Genomic DNA, 19,904 nt, shown 5'->3' on the forward strand with positions numbered 1-19,904 from the left:
ATTACGCTAAATTTAATAAGATAGGTTAATATCCTAACCTTTTATGACGATTACATCTACTTATTTTTATTATACTAACAACAACTAATAATGTATTTTATAATCTTAATCTAACAATCTAATTAGTATATAATACTTGCAGTACAATGATTACTCATAATATACTTTTCAAGTTTATACATCCGTAGTTTTAAAATAATCATTTTAAACTACTTTAATTTGATAATTTTTGATACAATCTTTTCCGTCTCTTTACTTAAATTATGAGTTACCATAAGCACTGTTAACCCTTGATTCTCAAACAAATATTTTTCTATATATTTTGCATTATATTTATCTATATTAGATAAACCTTCATCTATAATTAATACCGTTTCTTTATGATATAACGCTCTTGCAATTGCTATTCTTTGAATTTCCCCTTTTGAAAACTTTATATTATCACTATCTACTTCTGTATTTTCTCTAAGAGGTAATGATTCTATAACACTATGTAGTATACTTATTTTTATAACTTCATTAAATAAGTTTTTATCATACTCTTTATCCAAAATAATATTATCTTTAATAGTTCCTAAAAACATATAAGGGTCCTGAGATATATATGAAATGCCCTTATCCAAGTTTAAATCTTTATAATCTATATCATCCCAAAAAATATCTCCTTTATAATTCTCTAAAGAACCAAAAATTATATTTAGTAAAGTTGTTTTTCCTACTCCACTTTTCCCTGAGATTATATACTTTCCACCTGCATTAAATATAATATCTGGAAATTTAATTTGTTCATTACCATAATTATAAGATAAATTTTTCAGTTTTATAGATTCTCTTAAAATTATCTTATCCTTTGGATTCGCTTTTTCCATTAGACTGTACTTCTTTAACAAAAAATTAGATGATATCGCTTCAGCATAACTCTCTCCAAACTCATCCAATGAATTAAATAATTGTCCAGATATACTCACAACTGAAATAATTGATCCTAAAGACACTTTCCCTTTGTAAGATAAAATACCAGTTATTACTAATATAATAATCTGACTAAATATATTCATAATACTCACAATAAAATTGGACTTCGTTATGCATTTCGTCTGTTCAACTTTAGCTTTCTTAATCAAATCCGAATACTTTTCACTAATATTATAAAGCATATTTTCTGCTCTAAAATGCTTTAACACTTTGCTTCCTTTTAGCCAAATTGTTATATTTCTTTGCAATGATTCATTAGCAAAAGAAACTTCATCAGTAGTTTTTTTTATTCTATCTTCAAAAAGTTTAGGAATTTTAATCATCACAATACCTAAAATTGTTGATACTATAAATATAATATAGTGGAATTTGATAAGCGCAAGTGTTACAAAAATAATGGTACTTAATATAGAAAAAAATTTTAATAACGAACCAAGACTCTTCTCTGTTAATATAATGTCATTAGTCATCATATTTATGTATTTAGAAAAGTCAACAATCCCTTCATTGTTATTTAAGTCATCACAAACTCTTCCTACACTTAGGGTTCGTAATTTTTTAGAAAGTAACTGTAAAAATATTTGTTCCTTTATGTTAGCGTAATTTCTGAAAAAAACTGATATTGTCCAAAAAAATGTAGCTATTATTAAATAATTAATGAAGGAGAACACATTGCCCTCGATAAGCCTATCTACACTTGTAGCTAGCTGCAATGCAGCCACTATATCCATAGCTGGATATAGTATATATAAAATTACCAAAAAAACAAACTTTTTTACCTCTATTTGCAATAAATCTGTAATTTTCATAATATTCAAGCCTTTTAAATTTGCCTATCCACCATTTTAGTTTTCTCTGTCTTCAACAAACAAACTATTACAGTAATAACAATACATATTATAATAAAAAATATATTTAAATATAGACACACTTTAATTGGAAGATTTGCTCCTATAGTAATTTCATTTATACTAAATTCCTTGGTAAATTTAACCAACATTATAGAAATTACCATAATTATCATAATATTGGCGGAAAAAATAGTAGCCAGAATTTCTACTAAATTTTCTAGAATTATTTCCCCTCTAGTAAAGCCCAATCTAAATCAATAAGAGTTAAAATCAGCTTCTTTAAAAGAAATTAAAGATATTATATTTTGAGCAATAATTACCAACGCTAAAATCATACAAGGGAAATAAAGAAATTTTATTGTTGTAAATTCATGATCAGAAAAATTCTTTAAGTATTCGTTTACATCTTCTGAACCTGTCAAAACTCTTGAACTTGGTAAAATTTTTTTAACTTTCTTTTCTAATTCAGCCTTTCCAATGCTTGAGTTACTCATATATAACTTGTTATCAATCTTTTCAAGTCCTTGCAAGAATTCATTTGAATTATAGTCAATATATATTTTCGGCAATAACAGGTAAGGCACAGATTTAAAAACTGCTACCACATTATATGTCTTCTCTTCTCCATTATAATATGTAATTTTTATTTCATCTCCAAGTTCATAATCATTACTTGCACCAATCTTATTTTTAGATATATTATCTATACTTCCTGCCTCGAGGTCTAAATTAACCATAAGACTCTTATCATTAATGTAATTAACTCCTACATAATGATCATCTTCTGCAGCATCATAATAGCTTAAAGTGTTTGTAATTATTAAATCTTGTGTACCCTTAATCTCTAATAGCTTTTCTTGAGCATAAGCATCTATTTTTGTTGGATTTATAATGGCATATATCCCTTCTCCCATTTTCTTATTTTGAGCATTATACTCTCTATTCATCCTTACTACACTTACCTCTGAAAAAAGTGCAAAAATCGAAGGTATTATAACTGCTAAAAGAATGGGTGTGGCAAGCGAAAGATTTTTTTGTGTATTCATTAAAACTCGACCTCTACAATAAGAAGCTAATGCCGAATTTTTTAACACCAAGACTTTTGCTATTAAACTAGAAAATTTCGGAATCAATATAGGGGCCACAATTATAACAAGAGCTATCGCTAAAGCTCCAACTCCTTGAATATCTATTATAGTCCCTGTTTCTACCGGCTTAATTAAAGTATAATATAGAAATATGAAAAATAATATTAAACCGATAATAGCTCTTAGAATAATATTTCTATTGCTAAGAGTTGCTATCTCGTTTGATTTAATAAATAGATCTATAGGTCTTGTCTTTATAACATTTATGCTTGCTGTTAAACTTGCTATAATAACCATAACAAAAATAGCTAATAAACTTATTACGCTAGATTGTAATCCTGGTCTTAGATTAACCATTAAAAGACTATCATATCCTGGCTTGAAAATAAAATAAAAGAAAAACTTTACATAAGCTTTTATAAAAAATCTAGACAAAAATATTCCAAGAACCGAAGCTATAATATTTAAAATTAAAGTTCTAAATAAAAGAATTTCAATAATCTCTTTATTATTTAGACTATTAAGTTTTAAAAGAGCCCAATCTTTATCTTCCTGCTTTATTGAAAAATAAATTGTCCCTACTAAAAGTAAAAACCCAAAAAATAAAATCATTAAAAATTGAAGTTGAGATCCATTCACTAAGTCTCCAAGTATAAGATTATTTTTTTTTCTATTAAATGTAGAAAAAATTAAATCATTATTTGGGTTTAATGTAGCCAAATACCACGCAGATGTTAAACTTAGTGTTATAGAAATTAAGGTCATAGCTAAAAACATCCATAAGTTAACTAGCTTATTTTTCCAAATCATCCTTATAGCAATTTTTACTTTCATCTTAATCTTTCCCTCCTAATTTCTTGTTTTCTTCAAGATCTGTAAAAATTTCTAAAATCTCTCCGATGCTTGGCTTATTAATTTCTTGACTAATCTGACCATCAAGCAAAAATAGTACTCTGTCCATTTGAATCGCTACGTTAGGGTCGTGTGTTACAACTATAGTGCTTGTACCTATATCATTCAGCTTTTTCATTTCCTCCAAAACATTGTAAGAAGAATTGGTATCCAGTGCCCCTGTAGGTTCGTCTGCAAAAATAAGGTCTGGTTTAAATAAAAGAGCCCTGGCTATGGCAACCTTTTGTCGTTGACCACCAGACAATTCTGCTGGATAAGACTTCTCTTTACCACTTAAATTTAACAGATGCAAAGTTTCTTTTAATTCTTTCATATTTAGTCTTTTTTTGATAAGACTATTTTTCAGCTCAACGTTTTCTTCTACATTTAAGACAGGAATTAAGTTAATATCTTGAAATATAAAGTCAAAATTTTTTCTATACAGTTCATTTAACTCTCTTGCGGAAAGCGACCTAATATCTTTGTTTAAAAATAAAATCTCCCCTCTACTAGCTCTTATCATCCCGCATAAGCAATAAAGAAGTGTTGACTTTCCTGAACCAGAAGGTCCCATAATCGCTATTGACTCAGACTTTTTTAATGATAAAGATATATCTTTTAAAATATAGTTACTTCCATCAAAAGTATGGTAAAGGTTTTTTACTTTAATAACCTCCATAAAATCATCTCCAATTTTAAAGAAATAAGACCACCAAAATTATAATTAACTTAAAGGCGGTCTTATTATTTAATAGTTTCTTTCATTATTTAGGACTAACTTTAAGCAATTGCTATTTGGCTTATAGCATTGAAACTACTGTTTTAACCAGATTTTCTAGAAAGCACCTTGCTTGAGTTATCCTTTATTTCTTGTAATTTTAGTTTTGTATTCAATAGCCTATACTAAATGAACAACTATTTACAAGCGATGCTAATTGAACTTCTAGTGTTGCAACTATTGCTTTGACTAGATTTTCTAGAAACTACTTTGCTTTCGTTAGCCTTCATTTCTTGTAGTTTAAGTATTTTATTTGACATTGCATTTCACCTCCCATTATAACCACTTCTACTCAAAAATCTACTGCTTACATCCTTCATGAAACCATGGAGAATAGTCTAACAATCCTATGTATTAAAATTAGGATTTTAAAGCATAGAATGTTAGAATTTATATCAAAACTCAAACTTCACATAAAAGCACATATATTACTTTCTTAGAAGCAACAGTTTTAATATCTCAATTAAATAAGCTGAAGCCAAGAGTCTCGTTCTTCAGTCAAAACATCATGAAGCACTAACAATAACCCAGCTCTTCCAGAAAAAACATCTTCTGATAGTTTGTAACAAAACTCCCCTGGAACCCATATATCATCATCTCGTTCTATTAAATATATGTTAAGCATATCTATAAATCTACTCAAATATAACTCTCTATCTTTTCCTTTCATATTAGCTTTTAACTGTAATATCCCAGCAGCTCCTCTAAATAGCCCAATATTATAAAAGCTTTTTGTTTCTGCTATCTTTTCAATTTCGCTTAATTGTATATCGTAATCAAAGCATCCTAAGTTTTTAATTTCCCAACACTTCTTTAGTTAAACGTTCTTGAGTAATTTTCTCAACCCCTATAATTTTATTTTTTTCATCTCTACGGACAATCAAAAGTATTCCATCACCAGAATCATTATTTGAATAAACAAAACCAACATATCTACCATTCTTTTTTGCAACTTCTATAGGATCAAAAAAACCTTTTACTAGATTGCCATTATATGTTAATTTATCATTTGAATATTTAAGATTTGGAATATTAACCTCAGAAAAATATTGTTCAACATTTGCTGAATTTACTAGTGAGTTATTTTCAGGTGCTTTATTATTAATAAATATAAAAATCCCAACAAAAATCAATACACATACAATCATAATATAAAACAAATTTTTTTTAGTCATCTTTATTTATCTCCTTTACAAAACAATGCATTAGCAAAATTATATTTGCGAAATTCGCACTCCCCATCTGTTTTATTTTCTCCAGTCATTATAGATAATGCAATGCAACCTCTTCCACAAAAATCTTTCCAAACACATCTATCACATTCTTTAACTTCATTTTGAATTTTCTTCAGTCTATTTAAAGTCATATTGAAATCATCAGAGGCAATAGTATTTATTAGAGATTTATTTCTGATATTACCTATCCTATTATTTTCTCCTGCAGCTAACTGGCATAAATATATGTATCCTTTAGAATCTATCTTTGGAATACAATCATTTTTCTCAGTATCTTCATCTGGAAACATATATTAAATAAATTAAATATCTTTAATTCTTTATTCAAAAATAATCTAAAATCATTGTAGATATCACTTGGATAATAGTTGATACTAGTTCAATAAGTGTAATAATTGAATAATTTCAAGTTTTATTCTTTAATAAAGATTAATTAAATCATCCATTTATTTATAAATATATTTTCTCATAACATAAATTATATCTCCGTAAAATAGCTGGTTAGCCCCTATTTTAACTTATATTCATTTATATTATCCCATATTCTTTTACTATAAATATATATTTTGATAAAATAAAACAAGGCATATCAAAATAAATATCATTATAGAAGCTGCTATAGTGATTCTTTTTATTTTATCTCTTGTTTTGAATTTAGTTAGTAGAAAATTATAAGTCTTTATTCCTATAAATCCACCAATAGAATTCAATATGATATCGTCAATATCTAAAATGCCAAATTTGAACAAATATTGAATAATTTCCACTAAAATACTAATCAAAATGATAATGGTTAAACTTACTCTATTCCGATTTGTTATTACATTTAAATAAATCCCCATTGGCAAAAATAATAAAATATTGCCAACAATATTTTCTATGGAAAATCCAAATTTAGGGCTAGCAAATAAAGTTATGTAGTTAAATATTGTTTTAAATGGAATTAAATTTATAGATCGTGAATCCATTCTTTTCCCAAACCCTTTAAATAAAAACATGATTAATATAAATAAGTATATGAATCCACTTATATAAAATATTATATTAATTATTTTATTTCTATTCATATAAAGTTCTCCTCTTCAATAAGCCAGTTCAAAAATGTCTACTGGTAGTAAGTAAGAAATCACAAAAATTCCAACTCCAAGGAAAAACATCTTCCTGCTTAAATGCTCTTTCATAAATTTCCTCTCTTCATTTTTTATTTTAGTTTATTGGGTCCTCTTTAGCTGATTATATATCCTCTGTATTTTCACTTCAGCTAACTTTTGTGAATAAAAAAGCACTAGAATTCTAAAATTCTAATGCTTGTCTCTAAAATGAATCAACATATCCTAATTCACGCACTTTATCTATCATTTCTTGGTAATTTCTAACGCCTAACTTTTGATATATTCTTGATAAAGATACTGCTAGACTTCTTACATTTGTATTTAGTTCTTTAGCTAACTCTTTCCTTGATAGTCCGTTTGAATATAGTTTAACTATATGAATTTCGCTTTTTGTTAATGGCTCTAGCATATAATTTTCTTTTGGAAAGATAGTTTCTCCTTTAAGAGCTATGGATTTTATATCCTCTATTAGTTTAGCTGTCTCTTCTTCTTTGGAAATAAATCCTTTACATCCAATTCTTTTTGCTCTTTTAATATAAAAATCTAATTTATAGGCTGTTAAAATTACTATTTTTAGATCTTTGTACTTATTAATCAGTTCTTCAGCAACATCTAAACCATTTATCGTTCCTTCTATTCCTGTCAAATTAATATCTATAAGTAACAAATCATAGTAAAATACGGATTCATTTATACTAAGGTTTCTAACATCATTTACTATATCTACAGAAATAGATTCATCTGTTTCTAAGCTCATTTTTAAAGAAGTTGCGACCATTTTATGATCTTCTATTAATAAGATTTTCATTTACTACCCTCCTATCTACTGGAACTTCAATTTTAAATTCGACAAATGATTCATCTAATTCATTTTGATTTTTAGAAATATCAAAATCAAATTTCCCACCATATTCTCTTAAGTTTAACCTTAAAATGTTTAAGCCTATATTTCCCTCTACTATTTTTTCTTCATCTTCTAGATAATCTCCATAATTTTTTATTGTAAGATGAATTTTATCTTCTAAAGTCCTGAGAATAATATCCGTACTATAGCCTTTTGAATGTTTTAGTGCATTTATTAATAATTCATTGATACATTTATAGATTAACTCAGCGTAGGGATTCGGCAAGTCTATATTTCTATCACATTCAAATTCTATGAGCATATTATTATTTAAATACATGCTTTCTATATCTACTATAAGTCTATTGTATGCGTCATATAGGGAGCTATAGTCATTCAGCATTGGATTAAATGCATTTATTTCATGGCGAATCAATTCGTTCAACTTATCCAGATTTTCTATGATATATTGTTTACCAGATCCTGATAGATTATCTTCTATCCACCTTCGTATTGCTATTATTATCTGTAGAATGTCATCATGTAAAAATGTCTGTATCCTTAGAGTATTTAATTTTTCAATTTCTAAATTTCTATGTTTTTCCACATAATAGTTATCCAACATTTCCTCAAAAGTTATAGAGTTGGATTTTTTATGTTTTTCAAACAATCTAAATTCTACTAAAAATATGAAAAAGCTTAAAGAAAATAATATAACTCCTGAAAAAGATAATGATGTTAAATAGAGCATTAGAAACAAAATTAAAAATTCAGGAAATATTTTTCTCAAAGATTGGGAAAAATATATTAAACTACTTTTAATTTTCGTCTTACTAATCCTATACATCAATATAGATTCAAGGAATATAGATGTAAATAATTGATACTCACTTATTGAAACTAGACCTAAACCTTCATACTTCTTATATATGAAGAAAGTTATTATAAATAAAGTTTGCAATATTATAATTGTCTTGCTTTCATATTTTCGAATATTCTTATCATTTGAATATAATATTATTGGAGTCAATAATAAAATAATCACAACATAATTAAATATTGAAGATGCTAAATAAGTATTAAATTTCATCATTATTATTGATATAATAATCCCTACAGTTGTAATTAATGGCATGAACTTAATTCTATTTGATGAGCTTAAAAGATTGAAACTTGCAAATAGTATCAAGCTATATATTAATAGTTCGATGTGTTTACCTATTATTAAGTCTCTTAATATTAAGTCTTCTAGAAAATTAAAAATAATAAATAATTCAACTACTAGGCTATGGATTAAAATATATTTTTTTTCAGAATTTAATATGCATATAATATAGGATATGAAATTTATAATACTTAGTAAAAAAACTATTAAAATTCCTATATCTAGCCTCTGTTGATATCTTATAAATGGCGCTATAGGCATAAACAAAATAACTTGCAATAAAATATGTGTAATTAAAATCAAATCTTGTTTTTTCATCCTGCCCTCCTTTTATATTTTAAACCCTATAATCTTTATCTATATACAATCTGATTTTCTTAACTCCGAAAAGGATCTATTAAAATTATACATGAGATTCTATTATAAATTGCAAATTTAAATATATTGTAATATTTTTGTGTCTCTATTTTAACTTCAGCTTTTAATACTATTATAGGCGTATAAAGATATAATTACAGCTAACTTTTGTGTATCATACCTAACGTCACTATACAATCTGTTTAAATATGACAAAAAAATAAAGGCAGTCCGAAGACTGCCGATATTTATCTCTCTGTATCTTTGCTATGGTCTTTCTTATTTGACTTAACTTTGTCATCTGTCTTAAAGCTTTTTATTTGCTCTAATATGGACTTTTTATCTTTATCTTGAATCTTTTGTTCTTTTGCTTTTAAGAGCTTAGAAGATAAAATACGAACATTCTTATGTTCCTTTCCGTTTTTGTCAATGCTTGTCTTTACTTGTCCGAATATTTTAACAAAATCTCCTTGTTTAAAATTTTCTAAATCTTTTGTCTTATCTCCATAGGCTGAACAATTGGTATAAACTTTATTTCCGTCATCATCTTTTGAAACAATCGAAAAATTACTTACTTTAAACTTTTCTCCATTTGCATTTTCTCTTTCAAGATTTTCTACTTGACCTGCTATATTACCCACGAGATTTATAAGATCGTCTTTTCCTTCAATATCACTGACATTTTCAACAATCTTACCTTGTTCTTTCATATCATCAATCATATAGTCAAAGTCATCACTTAGTAGACCTGTTGTGTCATTGTTCATATATAAAACATAGACTTCTTCAAGTGCCTTTTCATCATTAATGCCTTTTTCTATGCTCACAAGTGCTTTTATAAAATCCTTGTAGTTATCATTCATCATTTCTTCTAAGTTTTCTCTAATATCTTTGTATTCCATATTTTCCTCCTCGTGCTAAATAAGGAGAGCCTTTCGCTCTCCTCTATCTTTCTTGTCCTTTTTCACTTTTTTCTTGATTTTTATCTTTTTCTTCTTCTGATTTGAATTTTGATATTTGTCCCAATATTGATGGTTTCTCTTCCTTTGCGTGAAGATTATCCTCTACATCATAAGTTGATTCAAAGTAATCACTATCTTTAAAATCATTGTCATACCTATCTGGTATTCCGTCATTATCAAGATCTTTTGCTAGTGGATCATAGAAGTTTCCACCATCATCTATTTCTAATCCTAAAGCTTGTTTTAAATCTTCTTCATCTACTGATACCAGATCATCAAAACTTTACATCCTTATGGCTTCAGTCATATCTTTAAAAGCTTGTGAATTAGATATATCTTCTTCTACAAAAGATTCTGTTCTAATAGCAACATCATCTACATACTGAGTCCATGTTTTTTCTACCAAATTTACCTCATACTGAATCGCATGCTTACCATCTGGTGTTTCTGTATAGGCAAGTCCTATATGACTTAAATCAGGATATAGTTTGTCAAAGTCTTCATAGCTATTAGATTCTGAAAACTCGTAGTTAGAATAATCAACTATCTCCCTCTTTAAATCTTCTAATAATGGTGATTGGTTTTCTAATTCTTCTACTTCTCCCATATCTAAAAGTTTATTAATTTCAGCTAGTCTTAGTGTCTTATCCCTTAACTCATCAGATTTTTCAAATGGTTTAGTTAATTCTACTTTGGCATTTTCTAAAGATTCTTTATAGTTTTCAAGGTTTTGATTTAATCTTTCAAGTCTTGCGGTCATTTTTTCAATGGAATTATCAAGCCTTGTTATATTACCATCAGTAGAATTTGAAAACTCTCCGAAGTATTCTGCTTTTCCTAGGAGTTTAAAAGTGTGAGTATTAGTCATAAAGTTATATGAAACTTGTAAGTCTAAATTTCTATATTTACCAATAACCTTGCTATCATTTATCTTTACCTTTTTTATTTCTTCTAATAACTTCTCTCCAGCTTCTTTCTTATCTAAAATTTTATTTCCACCAAGACTAATTGAAGTGAATTTACTATCTCCTTCTCCTAATTTTTCAACACTTGCAATATCTTCTTTAACTGCTTGTATTTCCATTTCAGTTTTTAAAATACTTTGAGGATAAATTTTATTTATCTTATCTTCAAGCTTGTATTTATTAGACTTGTAGTTTGCTTCCAGCATTTTTAGTTTTGTAACTTCGTTATCTAAATCCATTTTTTCTTTAATCAGAGGATTGCCAGTAGCTAAAGCCTTAATTTCTGAATAAGATAAACTTGCTTAATCAACATCTTCAGCAACACGCACAGGTGTCTTGCTTGTCATTATTTGGGATATGAATTTCTGCTTATTCTCTATTGTCTGGTCGAGTAGGTCGAGGATATTACTATCCCTTTCCCCTCTAAGAACCGTGCATGAGAGTTTCCCCTCACACGGCTCAAGTTTTTATAAGCCCTAATTAAAGAGCCAGCGTGTTTTCTTCATCATTTATATGCAATTTTCTATGACACCAAGGGTGTACTAAAGTTTTAAGGGTAATGTTATTTTGAATTGTTTGATGTACTCTAAAGTCTGTATCAATAGTTATTTTCTCTCCACAAACAGGGCATATTCCATTTTGCGTTTTATACAGTCTATTTATAACTGTACGTCCTTTAAGTTCGTTTCGTATTTTTAACTCTTCTCTTTCTTCAAAGTATATTTGCCAATTTTCATCAAATGGATTTGCTTCAGCTTGTATTTTGGTAAATCTTTTAATATCAGTGTCTGTAGCATATTTAAGACGAAGATAGTATTTCTCGCCATTTTCCATTTTCTCGCCAGTTGCTACACTGAAAGTCCAAGTTCTATTTCCAATGGTATGGAAGTATTTCTTAGCTATCCATTTTCTACCTTTCTTTGGGTGTCTACGAACGCACCAGGTCCACAAGCTTTTATATATTTCATAATCAAGTTTTTCAAAGGCTTTAGATGAAACATTATATTTATGATAGTTTACCCAACCTATAATGATTGGATTTAATTTTCTAATCAAAATTTCTTGTTTCATTGACGGATTATCTTTTATGATTCGTCTAATTTTATCGACAATAGCCTTTAAGTTCTTATCAGATGGTTTTGTAAGCAACTTATCTTTATACATCCTAATATTAACTCCAAGAAAATCAAAACCGTCATTTATGTGTGTTATGAGTGTCTTTTCCTCTGATAATTCTAAACCTCTTTCAGCCAAGAATTTTACAATGATTGGTTTTACACAATTTTCAAGTATTTCTGCACTTTCCCCTGTAACAATGAAATCATCTGCATATCTAACAAAGTTAACCTTTGGGAAATATGTTTTCTTATTTACTGTTCTTCTATGGTATTTCTCTTTGATTGCTTTTTCTAAACCATCTAATACCATATTGGAAATAATAGGTGATATTGGCGAGCCTTGGGGACTTCCTGTTTCTGTTGGAAATAGTTTTTGTTTTTCTATATATCCACACTCAAGCCAAAGTTTTAATAATTTCTTGTTCATTGGGATATTATTTAATATCCATTCATGACTTATATTATCAAAACAACCTTTTATATCCCCCTCAAGCACCCATTTTGCAGATTTCTTTTTATTTAGAGATTTAAAGCATTGCTCAATAGCATCTTGAGTACACCTTTTCACTCTAAATCCATAAGAGTTAAAATCAGCTGTTGTTTCTGCAATAGGTTCAAGTGCAAATTTATATAGTGTTTGCATTGCTCTGTCTGTCATTGTAGGAATGCTAAGAGGTCTTTTCTTACCATTTTTCTTTGGTATATACACTCTTTTAAGAGGTTTAGGTTTATATCCTCTTAAATTTAACTTTTCTATTGCATTATACTTTGCCTGTGGTGTTAGCCATAGTTCGCCATCAACACCACTTGTTTTCTTGCCTTGGTTTACAGTTACCCTCTTAATAGCCAAGGCTTTTGCATAAAATGAAGTTGTTAGTAAATGCTGTAAAGATTTTACCTTTCCATATTTACTCATTTTCCACGCTTTCACAATACGCATTTGTAGTTTTTTAACATAGCTTTCTGCTACTGAAAAATCTATACTTTCCCAGTCTTTAGCTCTGTTAGTAGTAGCACACATTTTACTGTTCATTTGCTTTCTCCTTTCAAAAATTCTACAAGTTCTCTTGTGATTAAAAACCAAATGGAAATCTGCACTCTTTCAAGTTAGGGCAAATTTTGAACCCCTATCCATCTCATTACAAGATGGCATTCGCTTTTTCCATTATCCTTTACCTGCACCATTATCAGCATTTCTTACGATTTGCCTTGCCTTTTGGCAACGGTACAGGCTTACCATGTTCCACTTAATTAACATTGATAACTTAGGCTCTACCTCTCTGCCGGCAGTCTTCTTGTCCGTGTAATCCCACTGTGGAAAGGATTATCCGACTACGCACCATTTTGGTTCAGGCTTGTCAGCAACTTTAGCCTGTTCACCTTAACGACATTTATCAGTAGTTCACATATGTTAGCCATATTATCAAGCCTCGCTCCCTAACCACCTTGTTGCTGGCAGTTTCGGTATTTCCTCACGGTTTTACCTCAAGTAGGGTTACTTTAATATCGGCTTACCACACCTAAGTGCAGTCGATACTCGGCTCAACTAACGGAATAGTTGGTTTGGTCATCATGCCAAACAATTAAATTAAGAGACTTCATGTCGCACCCACAAATAAGCATCAAAGGTATTTTCTGTTACATATCTAAAGATATTTACCTTATCATTTTCATTACCTTGACGAACAATTCTACCACTTCTTTGCTCTAGGTCAGACGGTCTCCAAGGGACATCTAAATCGTGTAAGGCTATTAATTTATTTTGTACATTTGTACCTGCTCCCATTTTTTGAGTAGAGCCTAATAATACTCTTACTTCTCCTCTTCTAACCTTAGAGAACAATTCATCTTTCTGTTTGTCTGTATCTGCTTCGTGGATAAAGGCTATTTCTTCTTTAGGTATTCCCATATTTACTAGCTTATTTCTAATATCATCATAGATATTAAATTCTCCATCTCCTTTTGGTGTGGACATATCTGAAAATACTAATTGGGTCGATGAATTTTCCTTTGTCTTATCCCAGATCGAAAAGATATTTTTAACGCATACATTTACCTTTGAATTAGGATCATCTGGAAGTAGTGGATTTATTAATCTTTGGTCTAGGGCAAGTTTTTTACCATCATTTGTAATCTTTAGCATATTATCTTCTGTTGGCTCTACTTGGTTATTTCTAACTGCATCAGCTCTTTCTGAAATAGCTTCTAGTATTTCTTTTTGTTCCTCAGTAGGTTTTGTTTTAATAACTTCGAAGTTTGCCTCTGGCACTGGCAAATTTAACATATCTGAAGTCTTTATATCTGCTACTTCTTTAAACATAGACATCAGCTCTGGCAAGTTATAAAACTTTGAAAATCTTGTCTTTTGCCTATATCCAGTACCTTCTGGAGATAATTCAAAAGTATTTTCTGTTTCTCCAAAAGTAGAAGCCCAAGCGTCAAAATGTTCTAATCCTCTTGCCTTTAAATCATCATACTGAAGGTATCTTTGCATGGTATAAAGTTCTGTCATTGAATTTGATATTGGTGTACCAGTAGCAAATACAACTCCCTTGCCATCTGTCATTTCATCCATATACCTACATTTCATATACATATCTGAAGACTTAAAGGCTTCACTCTGACCGATGCCCGCAACATTTCTCATCTTGGTATGCAAGAATAAATTTTTGTAATTATGAGCTTCGTCTATAAATAACTTATCTACTCCTAGCTCTTCAAAGGTTATTACATCATCTTTTTTAAAATCATCATTTAGTTTTTCCAGTCTTACCAAGAGTTTCTTCTTTGTCTTTTCCAGTTGTTTTACAGTGAAATTTTCTCCTCTATTTCTTTTGTTCTCATCAATAAAGGAAACTATATCATCTATTTGGTCTTGTATATGTCTTACCTGGTATTCCTTAGACATTGGTATTTTTTCAAATTGAGAGTGTCCTATGATGACTGCGTCATATTCTCCCGTTGCAATCCTACCAATAAATCTTTTCCTATTTTTAGGTTGAAATTCTTTTTTATCGGCCACCATAATATTTGCTGACGGATATAATTGCATAAACTCTCTACCAATTTGAGTGGTTAGATGGTTAGGAACTACAAATAATGACTTACTTGCAAGTCCCAACTTTTTAGATTCCATAGCAGAAGCCACCATTTCAAAAGTTTTTCCTGCTCCTACTACATGGGCAAGTAGTGTATTTCCACCATAAAGAGTCCTTGCTATGGCGTTTTTCTGATGTTCTCGAAGTCTGATTTCAGTATTCATTCCATCAAAAGTTAAGTTAGATCCATCAAATTCTCTATTTCTAATTGAATTGAATTTTTCATTATAAATCTTTTCTAGCCTATATCTTCTATCAGGATCTTCAAATATCCAATTCTTAAATTCTTCTTTTATCAGTTCTTGCTTTTGACTTGCAAGCATAGTTTCTTTTTTATTTAATACAGAAGTCTTAGAACCATCATCATTTATTACTTGATCAAACACCTTTGTATCTTTTAGATTAAGGGCATTTTCAATTAGCTTATAGGCATTTACTCTACTTGTACCATAAGTCATGTTAGCAAGGTCATTAGTCGAGTCAACACTTTTACCCTCAATATTCCATTCACTTGAGTGTGGCGAGAACCTAACATTTATATTCCACCTATCATAACCTGGTGTTTTTAAAAGGTTAAAAGTAAAGTCTTCTATATCTTTTTGAGGTATCCAGGTTGCTCCTAACCTTACATTTATATCAGAAGCAGTAAGTTCTTCAGGCATAACTTCTTGTAATTTTTCTCTCTGATATTTGAGTTTGCCTAGCTCATTTAATAATGTATCTTTCTTTTCAGAAGGTGCTAAATCTATTACATTTTCAATTTCTCCGATATATGAATTGAGATAACCAATCTTTTCTCTAATATTGCCACTCAAATATTCATCAGCCGATACATATGAAAAATGAAATGAATCGTCATTGTTAAAGTTTTCAAAGGGCATTCTGTTATTTATTAGGTCTGTATCCTTAATATCTAAAAATATCTCTCCCTCAAGCTCACCAATTAAGGTGTCCCTATCTTTACTTGTGATAGATTCCATATATTCAAAATCTACATATCCCTTTTGTGAAACAGATAATACTAAAGCTTCAAGGGAAGTGTCTACATGGTCTACTACCTTTGCCTTTGTTATTGTTCTTTTCGAAAATATATCACTCTTTGCTTTGAAATTATCCTCATCATCAAGTATTTCTATTGATGATACTAAAGGAAAGTTTGAGTCTTCCTTTAAGGCTCTAGTGTTTGATAAGGAGTTAATAAAGCCATGTTTCTTTGAAAAGTTATCATAGACTTCATTTAACTTTGCTTGTGACTCTTCTATTTCTTCGTCTGAAAAATCATTCTTTTGCTTTTCTATTACATCTTTTAAAGCATTCATTACATCAAGATAATCTTTAATCTTTTCTTTGTTTTTATCTGATATATTCTGCTTGATTAAGACTGAGTTTTCTCTTAGGTAAACATCTTCGTCAATAATGGTATATGAGAAATTCTTAACATCATCTGTTGCTGGAAGACTTAATTCTTCATCTTCCAATAGTTCAACATCTTCATATTTTGAATTTGAAGATATTTCCTTACTTGCAAGATCCATTAAGTCTTTAAACTTTTCATCTTCTTTTTCATCACAAGTAATAGTATTTCCAAATCTTCCAGATACTTCTTTCATATCTCCTAATACCATCTGAGGATTATCTACAAAGTATTTATTATAAGTCAAACCCTTTTTATCAGTTGCTAGATGAATCCAATCGTCATCTCTTTCTATAACTGAATCTCTCTTTTTTAAGAAAATAATATCTGAAGTAACTTCTGTACCAGCAAGTCCTTTAAATGTTGTATTAGGAAGCCTCATAGCTCCCAAAAATTCACATCTTGCATTAATATATTTTCTAACAGATTCATCTTTTTTATCCATAGTTCCAGATGATGTTATGAAGGCAATAATTCCTCCATTCCTAACCTTATCTATTGACTTTGCAAAAAAATAATCGTGAATCAGAAAGTTATTTCTGTTATATTCACGATCGTTAACTTTAAAATCTCCAAAGGGAACATTTCCTATTACCAAGTCAAAGAAGTTATTTGAGAAGTTTGTTTCTTCAAATCCTTTAATTTGAATATTAGCTTCAGGATAAAGTTCTCTTGCTATTCTTCCGCTTAGACTATCTTTTTCTACTCCATAGACTTTAGAGCTTTGTATTTCACTTGGCATATTCCCAATAAAATTACCGACTCCTGCAGATGGTTCAAGGATATTCCCAGTCTTAAATCCCATATCTATTAGAGTTTTATATATTCCATCCATTACCTCTCTAGGTGTATAAAACGATGTTAGAGTAGACTCTTTAGCATTCAAATACTCATCATTTGTTAGATTTTCCTTTAAAATATTCCTTGCTTCAAGCCATTGACCTCCCTTTTCTTCATCAAAGACATCGGCAAGACCACCCCATCCTAGATAATCAGCAAGATAGGCTTGTTCATACTCTCTTGGACTCCTATTTTCATTTTCAAGTCTTTTGAGCATCTTAATAGCTTTTATATTTTTATCTAGCCTTTCTGAGGGTGTTAGGTATTCTGAGTAGATATGATTTTTCAAGTCATAATTTCTAGCAAAACTTAGCCTTTCTTTATTAGGTTCATAGCCTAGATTCTTTAAATCTTCTTTACCCCTCAATAAGTTTTCGGCTGCTTCCCTAGGCACATTGTACCTATCCATCATTTGGTCAATTTCTGGATTGTAGTTATCAATAAAACTTTCTTGCTCTACTTGTATTTCAATTTGTTTTTCATGCTCAGATAACTTATATATCTCATAATTTCCACCATCTAAAAACTCATCAATTTTTCTACTTTCTTCAAATGTTTCACCCTTATATAAAGGATATTCTTCCCCATTAATTTCTACTTTAGTTTCTGTTTCAATTAAGTTAATTCCATGAAAGGTATTCTCATCTTCTAAAATAAATTCCTTACCAACTTTTACTGCTAGTTTTTCTGATGTTTGACTTAGATTTTCAAAGATTTCTTCAAGGTATGAATCGTTTCTATATGGAATTACTTCCGAACCCCTAATCATACCTCCCATATATTCCATATTATCTCTGATAGTGACAGTTTTAAGTCCTCCACTTAGTTCATCAAAATCTGTAATGGTAAAGTCCTTATCTTTATATCTAACCTGATCGCCTATCTTAAATTTAGGCTCTATCTTTTCCTTAATTTCTTCTTGTAGAAATTTTTCCTCACTTAGTGCAACTTGTTCTTCTAAATATGAAAATTCACGCTCATTTACTTCTTTACCATCACCAAGGTCAATCCTATAGTGTTCGACAACTTCTCCGTCTACATAGTGGTCAAAATAGAATTTGAAATATCCTATATAATCATCTGTCATTTCTCCAAATTCATTTTCTCCAAGAGTTTGATTATGGTCTTTAACATCTATATCCTTTTGTCTTAGGACATTTATTAATTCTTTGGTTACTATCTGCCCACTATAATCGGGAACTAATTCGTGGTTTTCATTAAATTCTACAATCCAGTAGTCTTTTCTTTTTTCAATGTTGTTGCCATCAAAAAAAGAAGCTTCATCAGCTTCCTTTTCTGGGCTTATTTCATTTTCTAAGCTTCCACGTATTCCTTGATAGCCATTTTTTTCACTGTTGCCATCAAGTTGTTCATCTGTCCTTGGTATTCCTCTGGATTCTCTATCATCATCTTCTCTGTCAATCCTTGAGCTTTCATCATTTTGACTTTCTCTCTCTTGATAAAGTCCACTGCCTGATTCTGAATTTCCTTCAGATGGTTCAAAAGTGTTTTCTCCTCGTACATTTCCTGAAGTTTCTTCCAGTTCTCCATGTCCTCGCTCCCCACTAGGTAAGACAGTCTTAGAACTGCGTAAGTCGGATTCGGAAATCTCTCCATAAATTCTAGATCCTTCTCCATCATGTCCAAGGTTTTCTCTTCGATCTTCATTGCTATTTCCTCTGTCGCTTCCATCTGTGAAAACTCGTCCATCTCTACTTCTTGACCTATCATCTCGTCTATATAAATCATTTTGACCTCCTCTATTATCATTTATATTTTCTATATCTCTATTATAGTCGCCACCGGCCCTTTCTGTCAGCAGCCTAGTACGATCCATTTCCTTAGATTTTTCTATTGTGCTATCTATAATATCTTCACTAACCCTTGATATTACAAGACCTATCTGTTCTAAAGAAATTGTATTAATCCTAGAAAAATTATTTTTTAAATTTTCCATATCCATAGGATAGACTGTATTAAACCTATTAGCTACTGCATAGGATATTGAGTCTCTCATAAACTTTTCAAAACTAAGTCTATCCTCTATATCTATCCTTAAATCAGCAAGAGCTAAATTAATATATTCATCTCCATAAATTCGACTCAAAGAAAATATATTTTCGTTTAGTGAATCACTAGCTTCAAATGAAGAATCTCTTATTATTTCTTTTAAAGCCTCGTTATGGTTTTCGTGGTCAAACTGCCATAAGT

The 19,904-nt window shown here is 29.7% G+C and carries 11 protein-coding genes and 2 pseudogenes; all 13 read right to left on the reverse strand.

All coding sequences use genetic code 11. The annotated features are described in order from the left end of the window. Positions 1–209: 209 nt before the first annotated feature. Positions 210–1,784 (reverse strand): ATP-binding cassette domain-containing protein, encoded by a 1,575-nt coding sequence (locus tag BQ5450_RS01785; protein WP_071125766.1) that lies wholly within the window; start codon positions 1,782–1,784, stop codon positions 210–212. 296 nt (positions 1,785–2,080) lie between these two features. Continuing rightward, positions 2,081–3,748, reverse strand: a complete 1,668-nt coding sequence (locus tag BQ5450_RS01790) for an FtsX-like permease family protein (protein ID WP_234346980.1) — start codon at positions 3,746–3,748, stop codon at positions 2,081–2,083. 1 nt (position 3,749) lies between these two features. Next, positions 3,750–4,484 (reverse strand): ABC transporter ATP-binding protein, encoded by a 735-nt coding sequence (locus tag BQ5450_RS01795; protein WP_071125767.1) that lies wholly within the window; start codon positions 4,482–4,484, stop codon positions 3,750–3,752. Between the two features lie 236 nt (positions 4,485–4,720). Then, positions 4,721–4,843 (reverse strand): class III lanthipeptide, encoded by a 123-nt coding sequence (locus BQ5450_RS09430; RefSeq protein ID WP_199820644.1) that lies wholly within the window; start codon positions 4,841–4,843, stop codon positions 4,721–4,723. Positions 4,844–5,377: 534 nt separating this feature from the next. After that, the gene (locus BQ5450_RS01805) at positions 5,378–5,758 is read right to left on the reverse strand and encodes a hypothetical protein (protein ID WP_071125769.1); all 381 of its coding nucleotides are present in this window, start codon (positions 5,756–5,758) and stop codon (positions 5,378–5,380) included. Positions 5,759–5,760: 2 nt separating this feature from the next. After that, positions 5,761–6,108 (reverse strand): SPASM domain-containing protein, encoded by a 348-nt coding sequence (locus tag BQ5450_RS01810; protein ID WP_071125770.1) that lies wholly within the window; start codon positions 6,106–6,108, stop codon positions 5,761–5,763. 261 nt (positions 6,109–6,369) lie between these two features. After that, entirely contained in the window at positions 6,370–6,885 is a 516-nt protein-coding gene (locus BQ5450_RS01815; RefSeq protein WP_071125771.1) for a VanZ family protein, read from the reverse strand. Between the two features lie 247 nt (positions 6,886–7,132). Further along, the gene (locus tag BQ5450_RS01820; protein WP_071125772.1) at positions 7,133–7,738 is read right to left on the reverse strand and encodes a response regulator transcription factor; all 606 of its coding nucleotides are present in this window, start codon (positions 7,736–7,738) and stop codon (positions 7,133–7,135) included. Next, on the reverse strand, positions 7,710–9,257 hold the full coding sequence (locus BQ5450_RS01825; RefSeq protein WP_071125773.1) for a sensor histidine kinase: 1,548 nt from the start codon (positions 9,255–9,257) through the stop codon (positions 7,710–7,712). The genes BQ5450_RS01820 and BQ5450_RS01825 overlap by 29 nt, the downstream gene beginning before the upstream one ends. Positions 9,258–9,544: 287 nt before the next feature. Continuing rightward, a complete protein-coding gene (locus BQ5450_RS01830) occupies positions 9,545–10,198 on the reverse strand; it encodes a DNA-binding protein (RefSeq protein WP_071125774.1) in 654 nt (217 codons plus the stop codon). Between the two features lie 43 nt (positions 10,199–10,241). Next, positions 10,242–11,609: pseudogene (locus tag BQ5450_RS01835) on the reverse strand (DNA helicase); the annotation flags it as partial. A gap of 94 nt (positions 11,610–11,703) precedes the next feature. After that, positions 11,704–13,374 (reverse strand): group II intron reverse transcriptase/maturase, encoded by a 1,671-nt coding sequence (ltrA, locus tag BQ5450_RS01840; protein ID WP_071125775.1) that lies wholly within the window; start codon positions 13,372–13,374, stop codon positions 11,704–11,706. Positions 13,375–13,950: 576 nt separating this feature from the next. After that, a pseudogene (locus BQ5450_RS09495) lies at positions 13,951–17,955 on the reverse strand (helicase-related protein); the annotation flags it as partial. Between the last annotated feature and the right edge of the window lie 1,949 nt (positions 17,956–19,904).

It is taken from the genome of Peptoniphilus lacydonensis (assembly GCF_900106515.1).
GTDB classification, from domain to species: domain Bacteria; phylum Bacillota; class Clostridia; order Tissierellales; family Peptoniphilaceae; genus Peptoniphilus_A; species Peptoniphilus_A lacydonensis.